Origin of the sequence: Anaerocolumna jejuensis DSM 15929 (assembly GCF_900142215.1) — a bacterium.
Taxonomy (GTDB): domain Bacteria; phylum Bacillota; class Clostridia; order Lachnospirales; family Lachnospiraceae; genus Anaerocolumna; species Anaerocolumna jejuensis.
In genome coordinates, this window is the sequence record NZ_FRAC01000013.1 from 208,852 (window position 1) to 217,343 (window position 8,492).

Here is an 8,492-nt window from a genome sequence, read left to right on the forward strand (position 1 = left end):
CATCATAATAATCTCCACGAATAGCACTGCTGGCAGTTTTGCCGGAAGGTGCCGGAGGCAGCAGCATATTATGAATCCTTATGCCGGGGAATAACCCTATGGGCACATTGCCCCGGCATAGGGATTTTTTTGATGATAACAGGAGGATGCCATGAAGGAATTAATAGACATCTTAAAACGGGACAGAAAACTTTTACCGGAAGAGTTTGCAGCTCTTATTAATGGAATGAGCGAAGAGGATGCCTTGTATTTAAAGGAACAGGCTTTTCAGGTAAAGGAGCAGTTCTTTGGAAATAAGGTATTTACCAGAGGGCTGATTGAATTTACGAATTATTGTAAGAATGACTGCTATTACTGCGGCATCAGAAAGAGTAATGTAAATGCGGTAAGGTACCGGCTGACTCTGGAGGATATTCTGTCCTGCTGCGAGGAGGGCTATGGGCTTGGCTTTCGTACCTTCGTTCTTCAGGGCGGAGAGGATTTAAGGTACAGCGATGAGGATATTGAGCAGATATGCCGCAGCATAAAAAATAAATATCCCGATTGCGCCATTACACTTTCAATCGGAGAGAAAAGCTATGAGTCCTATAAACGGTATAAGGAAGCAGGAGCTGACAGATACCTGCTGCGCCATGAGACAGCCGATGAAGAGCATTACAGGCTTTTGCATCCGGAAAGCTTAAGCTTAAAGGAAAGAAAGCAGTGCCTTTGGAATTTAAAGGAGCTGGGATATCAGGTAGGAACAGGCTTTATGGTGGGCTCCCCTTTTCAAACGGCGGAATGTATTGCAAAGGATTTGGCTTTCATAAAGGAACTGGAACCTGCCATGGTTGGGATAGGGCCCTTTCTTCCCCATCATGACACGCCCTTTAAGGAGTACCCCAAAGGTTCCTATGAACTGACCTTAAGAATGATCGCCATACTAAGGCTTATGATACCAAATGGCTTACTACCGGCTACGACAGCTCTTGGAACCATTCATCCAATGGGCAGGGAAGCGGGAATTTCCTGGGGAGCCAATGTAGTAATGCCAAATTTATCACCGGTCAGGGTGAGAAAGAAATATGAGCTGTATGATAACAAAATCTGTACGGGAGACGAAGCTGCAGAATGCAGGTCCTGCCTGCAAAGAAGGATGTTAACCGTAGGACATGAGATAGTAACCGCCAGAGGCGATTTTATCCCCTATACATTTGAAGCAGAAGGGAAGGAAAATTTATGTACGATGTAAAATCCAAAAAAGCGGAAGAGTTTATTGATGATGAAGAGATTAAGGATTCTCTCTCCTACGCCATGGAAAACAAAAGCAACAAAGAATTAATTGACAGCATTCTTGAGAAGGCAAAGGAAATGAAGGGCATCAGCCACAGGGAGGCGGCTGTTCTTCTGGAATGTGACCTGAAGGAAGAAAATGAGAGAATGTATCAATTGGCAAAGGAAATCAAGAACAGATTTTATGGCAACCGCATCGTAATGTTTGCTCCCCTTTATCTGTCCAACTATTGTGTAAATGGCTGTGTATACTGTCCCTATCATCATCAGAACAAGCATATTGCAAGAAAGAAGCTTACCCAGGAAGAGATAAAGAAGGAAGTAATTGCCCTTCAGGATATGGGGCATAAGCGTCTTGCCCTGGAGGCAGGGGAGGACCCGGTCAACAATCCCATAGAATATATACTGGAATGTATAAACACTATCTATTCCATCAAACATAAGAACGGCGCAATCCGCAGGGTAAATGTCAATATTGCCGCCACTACCCATGAAAATTACCGGAAGCTAAAGGAAGCCGGCATCGGAACCTATATTCTTTTCCAGGAGACTTATAATAAGGAAAGCTATGAAACGCTCCATCCTGCCGGACCGAAGCATAACTATGCTTATCACACGGAGGCTATGGACAGGGCCATGGAGGCCGGTATCGACGATGTAGGACTTGGAGTGCTCTTTGGCCTGAATCTTTACCGTTATGATTTTGTCGGAATCTTAATGCATGCCGAGCACTTGGAGGCATCCATTGGAGTAGGGCCTCATACCATCAGTGTGCCGAGAATCCGACAGGCTGAGGATATTAATCCGGAGGATTTCAGTGATGCCATATCCGATGAGATTTTCGAAAAGATTGTCGCGGTACTTCGTATTGCAGTTCCCTATACCGGAATGATCGTATCCACCAGGGAATCCAAAAAGACAAGGGAAAAGGTGCTTCAGCTTGGCATCAGCCAGATAAGCGGTGGCTCCAGAACCAGCGTCGGCGGATATGCAGAGGAAGAGGATGAAGACGATAATTCCAAGCAATTTGACGTGGAGGATAAGAGGACCCTTGACCAGGTAGTTAACTGGCTGCTGGAGATGGGCTTTATTCCGAGCTTTTGCACCGCCTGTTACAGGGAAGGCAGAACCGGAGACCGATTTATGAAGCTCGTAAAATCCGGCCAGATAGCCAACTGCTGCCAGCCTAATGCCTTAATGACATTAAAAGAGTATCTGGAGGATTACGCTTCTGAAGGTACAAGGGCAAAGGGAGAGGCTCTCATTGAAAAAGAAATTGAAAAGGTAACCAATGAAAAGGTTAAAACCATTGCAAAGGATTACTTAGTACAGGTGCATGAAGGTAAGAGGGATTTCAGGTTCTAAGAAACGGAATCCTTTGCAAAAAGATATGTTCCCGTTGCGGTAAATAGTTTAATTATAAGACTGTTTACCACAAGGGGAACATTTTTATTTAAAGAGTTATTATATATAGCAAATACTTAATCACATTTGAAAATATAAACGTGAATAACTTTAGTTTCTTAGTTGACTTATAGGAAATAGTGGTGATAGAGAAAAGCTGGAAGTTAAATCAGTTACATCAGATTAGGTAAGGAAATATAAGAATGTTTGTTTATACAGTAGAAATAAGTATAAAAACAGAAATAATATAAGATAAAAGTAGATTAGGCAAAAAACATGTAGAATAGACAAAATATATGGACAAAGTATGTTAATTGGCTTATGGTATAAATATGAATTGTAATATTTTGGATGGGAGGGGATTCCGTTGTTCAAATTATATAAATAGTAACTATTAAAATTTCCGAATATACTAAGGGGGTATAAATATGAAAATTACATTTAACAAAATAATAATATCAAGTGTTTTAATCATGTCAATAATTTTAAGTCCTATGAGTATTAGTGTTAAGGCTTCAACAAGTTTTAATGAAGTTTATGATCAAAATATAGTAGATTCTATTTTGGTGGACCATGCTCAAGAGTTTGCTGATAGAATGGAAGGGTATTTACAAGTTGATTCCATTGATTCTTTGATAGATAATCATACTGTATTTTTTACATATGACAGTTTAGGCAACAGAATAAAAAAGATAGATGGGGATAATATTACATGTTATACTTATAACAATAATAATTTGATTAGTGAAAGTAATGGCGGTGGGATTGTTGAATATATTGTTGATGAGCAAAACCAAACTATTGGATTTATCTATAATGGTAACCGCTATAACTATGTTTTTGATGAAAATACTAATAACGTAATTGAGATTAAGAATGAAGAAAATAAGGTAGTTGTTAAATATGATTATGACGAAAATAATAATGTTATTATATTGGGAGAAAATGTGCAAGGTAATTGGACAAATATGTCGGATGATGTTACATTTATCGGTAATGTAAATCCATATAGATTTGCAGGCTTTTACTTTGATAAAGAAACCGGTTATTATTATTATGGAGGGCGTTATTATAATCCTTTATCTAGAGAATACTATATTAATAAAGCTGGAATTAAAACACACGAAGGGATGAATACTAATTCACTGTATTCATCTGTAGATCAAATGGCAGCCTTACTTTTAGCTGATTCAAGTTTTGGTAATGCCATAACAACATATAACGAATCATGGTATGAAAGTAATGATTCTGTTGAAATTTCTGCACGTTTAATTTATGCAGAAAATAATGTGAATTTAACAGATCAGCCAGGAATTGCGTGGGTGCTAATAAACCGATATAATGCTAATTCATCGACATTTGGAGGACAGTCAATATATAATATTGCTACAAAAAAATATCAATTTTCCTCAATTCACCCTGGAACTGATGGAGCTAATCAAACAAAGCATGCGAGAGTACCTGAAACTAGTAGCTCAGCATGGTCAAAGTCTGTTTGGTTGTCATGTGCAATTAGCGCAACTAAAGATAGACCAACATTTGCAACATTAGTACCTAAACCTACAGGCATTGATAAACAATGCTATTTTGTAGGGGTTGCATTAGCTTCTGTAACAATGAGTACCTCAGGTGGTAGTTTGGTATATAATGGATCTACTATAAAAAATGTTTGTTTGATAGGAATAAGTAGTAATATGACAACTATGACTTATATAAATAAATACAAAAATCAGTATTATAATGTATTTTTCAGTTATAGTACCGACAATTACTTTTAATGAATAAAAGGAGCGATAACTTGAAAAAATTAATATTAATTCTAATTTTGGCCAGCATAAGCTTAATCGGATGTTCTAAAAATGGTCAATCAGCCGGTTTAGCTCCGAATGAGAAAGAGGATGTTAGTACTGATGATATTAAGTTTGCCGATAAGTTCCCCGATGTAACCGTTGCTATAATAAAAAATGAAGTTAACCAGTATATGATTACAAAATATAAAATGCTAAACTTTAGTGCATATAAGGAGGATGAGGTTACATTTGCCAATTCAACAATACCTTATGAAATATTTTATATTGGCAATTGTATTAAACATTCTTCGGATGAGTATATATTAGTTAAATTGAATTTAGATAAGGATATATATCCTGAATATTATTATGATATTAATACTCTCAATCAAACATTTATAATTAGCAAAGACGGAGAGATAGGACCGAACATTCCTAATGATGCTACTAATGAAAATTTGTTTGAAAATATTGTTAATAAAGCAGAGGATTTTGAACAAATAGCAAGTGGAGAATTTACGATAGGCGAGCCATACAATCCTGAATTTAAAGAATTTGATAAAAAAGAAAAAATATTAGATGAAATTAAACAAGTAATCAGAAATAGATATTTTTCTGTTAATAAAGACCCGGTGAATCAGCCTATTTTTTATGATACAGCAAAGGCTACTGAAGTTTATGTACTTAATTTTGATGAAGGTTGCGTAAAATATAACCAATATACTATACTGATATACACAGATGATGGAAATGTATATCAAGGTGTCTTATCTTATAGTTTTCTGGATCAAAAGTATATTTGTCAAGAGAATGCAACAAGTGATATAAGATATTATAGCGTTGATGAGCTAAAAAATGCAACGGGTGGAAGATTAAAGCAAGTATCAAATTATTTTGACAGAATCAAGCAGAACGCAGTCTGCGTTATAACAGAATAAACTGGTAAGAAGAGGAGCTTCTGCAAATTGGCGGGTAATCGGCTATGATGTGGGGCTCCTTTTTTGCATCTTAAAAGTAAATGGTAAATAACTCGTCGACTTTCGGTCTCCGCGCAAAATTGAGATAATGATGTAAAGTTGAAAAAGTTTCTTACTAACTTTTCACACAGAACTCAAGGAGAAATTCGACATGGACACACGACTTGTAACTAACCAGATCCGACTCAGTGAGTGGACCAGGATCATTAAAGACCGTTGTCAAAGCGGTCTGAAGGTCGATGAATACTGTAAACAGCACCAGATATCACGCCATGCCTATTACTACTGGCTTAGAAAAGTGAAAGAAGCTGCGCTGATACATAATAGCTTTGTTGAACTGCCGGCACTTCAGGAAAAAACTGTTCCTGCAACAACGGGTGAAAATTATTTTACTTATCAAATGACCGTCACTATTGGAAATACTGTATTGGGAGTTAGCGAATCAACTCCAATGGAACTTCTCTCCAGAGTACTGGAGGTGGTTCGTAATGCTTAATGATGCTGCCGGTTTTAAGCACATTTATATCTGCACCGGATATGTGGATCTTCGCCGCGGGGTGGATGGACTGGCAGCTATCATCAGTGGCTCTTTTGGGCTTGATCCAACTGAGCCCGGAAGTATCTATCTGTTTTGTGGAAGAAAAACAGACCGGATGAAAGCACTTTTGTATGAGGGCGATGGCTGGCTGCTTTTATATAAGAGGCTGACCAGTGGTCATCTTCAATGGCCACGCAACCAACAGGAAGCACAATCAATTACTGGGCAGCAATTCCGATGGCTGATGGAGGGGCTTTCCATCGAGCAGAAAAAGATCATATCCAAGGTAAGACCAGAACTCTATTGACTCTTGATTTTATAAGCACCTTGACAGCTGAATCCGTTATCCCAAAGCTAAAAAGCAGCAAAAATATGCTGAATTCCAGAGCTTTTCATGGTATAATAATCCTATGGAAAAGACTATTATTACTAAGGATGAACTGAATAATCTTTCTAAAGATATGCTTGTCATGCTGTACTTGCAGCTGCATGAAAGCTTCCAGCTTATTTCGGAGCAGAATACCACCATTCAAAAGCAGAATGAGCAGATGCTTCATCAAGTTGAAAATCTGAAGGAACAAATCTCCATTCTTACACAGAATCGGTTTGGCAGGAAATCTGAGAAGATTCTGCCGACAGAAGGCCAATTATCTTTTGACCTTGAAAACCTGTGTATCCTCAACGAGGCTGAGTCGCTGATTGAAAATGGAATTCCCGAAGAACCGGAGATGGAAACAGTCCTTGTTCGTAAGCGCAAGCCTCGTTCCAAGGGAAAGCGTGATGTCAATCTGAAGGATATCGAGACCATCGTTGTACCGCATGAACGTACTGCAAAAGAGCTCTCAGAACACTTTCCAAGGGGATGGCATTATCTGCCTGATGAAATATACAAGGAGCTCAAGTATGTACCAGCTCACTTCGAAGTACTGGAGCATCACATCAAGGTATATGCCGGAAATCATGATACAGGGGGGATTCTCCGCGCAGAAGTTCCTCCGCGTCTCTTAAGTCACAGCATCCTTACCCCGGAACTGGCAGGAGCTATCTTTAATGCCAAATATGTCAATGCAGTACCACTAAACAGGCTCTCTGAAGAGTTTTTAAGAAATGATGTCAACATTCCAAGACAAGACATGGTGGGATGGATGATCCGTATTTACCAATACTATCTTGGTCCGGTACATGGCATGATGAAGACAGAGATTATGAAAAGCCATCATATACATTGTGACGAGACGCCATTCATAATGCCGGAAAAAAGCAAGCAGTACATGTGGGTCTACCATTCACCTGGCAGTTTGGGAAAACCACCAGTCTTCCTCTACGAGTATCCAGGAACGAGAGGGACTGCCGCTCCAAGAGAATTCCTAAAAGGATACAAAGGGACTCTTGTGACAGATGGTTATCAGGTATACCACACCCTGGCGAAGGAACGGTCTGATGACCTGAAGGTTGCCGGCTGCTGGTCCCATGTCAGAAGACGGTTCGCTGAGATTGTAAAAGCCACTGGAAAAAATGGTCCTTCCACACCTGGTCAGAAAGCAGCAGTTGAAGCAGTCAAAAGAATCGCGGCTATCTATCATGTTGATCATATGTATGAAAAATCATCCGCTGAGGAAAGACTGGATAATAGAGAAAACTCAGTCAGACCTCTGGTAGATGCCTATTTTGCGTGGATAAAAGAGCATGCCAGGAAAGAGGGACTGGATAAAAGCTCAAAACTGGCAGGTGCTCTTGAGTATTCCATCCATCAGGAACAGTTTTTAAGAGTATTCCTGGAGAATCCGGAAATACCTCTTGATAACAATGATGCAGAAAGAAGTATCCGGTCATTCTGTGTTGGTAAGCACAGCTGGCATATCATTGATTCTAAGAATGGTGCAGAGGCTAGCGCCGCCTTATACAGTATTGCTGAAACAGCAAAAGCGAATGGCCTCAAGCCGTATGAGTACTTCTCTTATCTGCTGGAACAGTTAATGCACTATCCAAGAAATAATGTTCCGGAAGATAAACTGGCAGAACTAATGCCGTGGTCAGAGGAATTGCCTGATCATTGTCGAAAACTAAAAATACGGTAAATATACCGCCGCCCCAACCGGGCGGCGAATTTATTGGCCTGGACTGATTATTTACCATTTACTCTTAAAACAAGAATTTATCTAAATAACGGCATACTAGTATATCATAAATTAAATAAGTACCATATATAATAATGTTTTGATATGTGTTATAATATATTCATCAAATATAAAGGATTGGTGAATATGAAGCAGACCTTTTTACCTTTGTCAGATGAAGACAAAACATATCTTAAATCATTATCAAAAACAAGAACTATTCAAGCTCAGGTTGTCGACCGTGCAAGAATTTTATTATATAAAGCTGATGGTATTTCTTTTGATGTAATAGCCACCAGACTAAACATAAGTAAACGTACTGTGCGTCTCTGTATCTCAAAATACTATGACGGTGGAATTGATGCAGCACTATTTGATGCTGCTCGTTCTGGAA

Annotated in this window: 8 protein-coding genes; all 8 read left to right on the plus strand. The window is 38.9% G+C overall.

What is annotated here, in order from left to right; translation table 11 throughout:
* The first annotated feature begins 151 nt into the window (after positions 1-151).
* The gene (hydE, locus tag BUB77_RS14220; protein ID WP_073277010.1) at positions 152-1,231 is read left to right on the plus strand and encodes a [FeFe] hydrogenase H-cluster radical SAM maturase HydE; all 1,080 of its coding nucleotides are present in this window, start codon (positions 152-154) and stop codon (positions 1,229-1,231) included.
* On the plus strand, positions 1,219-2,637 hold the full coding sequence (gene hydG / locus BUB77_RS14225; protein ID WP_073277011.1) for a [FeFe] hydrogenase H-cluster radical SAM maturase HydG: 1,419 nt from the start codon (positions 1,219-1,221) through the stop codon (positions 2,635-2,637). The genes hydE and hydG overlap by 13 nt, the downstream gene beginning before the upstream one ends.
* Before the next feature lie 467 nt (positions 2,638-3,104).
* Positions 3,105-4,454, plus strand: coding sequence for a hypothetical protein (locus tag BUB77_RS14230; protein ID WP_073277012.1), 1,350 nt, complete (start codon positions 3,105-3,107; stop codon positions 4,452-4,454).
* Between the two features lie 20 nt (positions 4,455-4,474).
* Entirely contained in the window at positions 4,475-5,404 is a 930-nt protein-coding gene (locus tag BUB77_RS14235; protein ID WP_073277013.1) for a hypothetical protein, read from the plus strand.
* A gap of 190 nt (positions 5,405-5,594) precedes the next feature.
* Positions 5,595-5,939: an IS66 family insertion sequence element accessory protein TnpA gene (gene tnpA, locus BUB77_RS14240; protein WP_073277014.1), complete on the plus strand. Its 345-nt coding sequence runs from the start codon at positions 5,595-5,597 to the stop codon at positions 5,937-5,939.
* On the plus strand, positions 5,932-6,288 hold the full coding sequence (gene tnpB, locus BUB77_RS14245) for an IS66 family insertion sequence element accessory protein TnpB (protein WP_073277015.1): 357 nt from the start codon (positions 5,932-5,934) through the stop codon (positions 6,286-6,288). Before tnpA ends, tnpB begins: the two co-directional genes overlap by 8 nt.
* A gap of 103 nt (positions 6,289-6,391) precedes the next feature.
* Positions 6,392-8,059 (plus strand): IS66 family transposase, encoded by a 1,668-nt coding sequence (gene tnpC / locus BUB77_RS14250; protein ID WP_073277016.1) that lies wholly within the window; start codon positions 6,392-6,394, stop codon positions 8,057-8,059.
* Positions 8,060-8,245: 186 nt separating this feature from the next.
* Positions 8,246-8,492: helix-turn-helix domain-containing protein (locus BUB77_RS14255; RefSeq protein WP_139241190.1), on the plus strand; the 247-nt coding region annotated here is incomplete at its 3' end.

Excerpts from the sequence above, each read along its gene's own strand:
- hydE (WP_073277010.1), top strand. The coding sequence starts at position 152 with ATGAAGGAATTAATAGACATCTTAAAACGGGACAGAAAACTTTTACCG.
- hydG (WP_073277011.1), top strand. The coding sequence starts at position 1,219 with ATGTACGATGTAAAATCCAAAAAAGCGGAAGAGTTTATTGATGATGAA.
- BUB77_RS14230 (WP_073277012.1), top strand. The coding sequence starts at position 3,105 with ATGAAAATTACATTTAACAAAATAATAATATCAAGTGTTTTAATCATG.
- tnpA (WP_073277014.1), top strand. The coding sequence starts at position 5,595 with ATGGACACACGACTTGTAACTAACCAGATCCGACTCAGTGAGTGGACC.
- tnpB (WP_073277015.1), top strand. The coding sequence starts at position 5,932 with ATGCTTAATGATGCTGCCGGTTTTAAGCACATTTATATCTGCACCGGA.
- tnpC (WP_073277016.1), top strand. The coding sequence starts at position 6,392 with ATGGAAAAGACTATTATTACTAAGGATGAACTGAATAATCTTTCTAAA.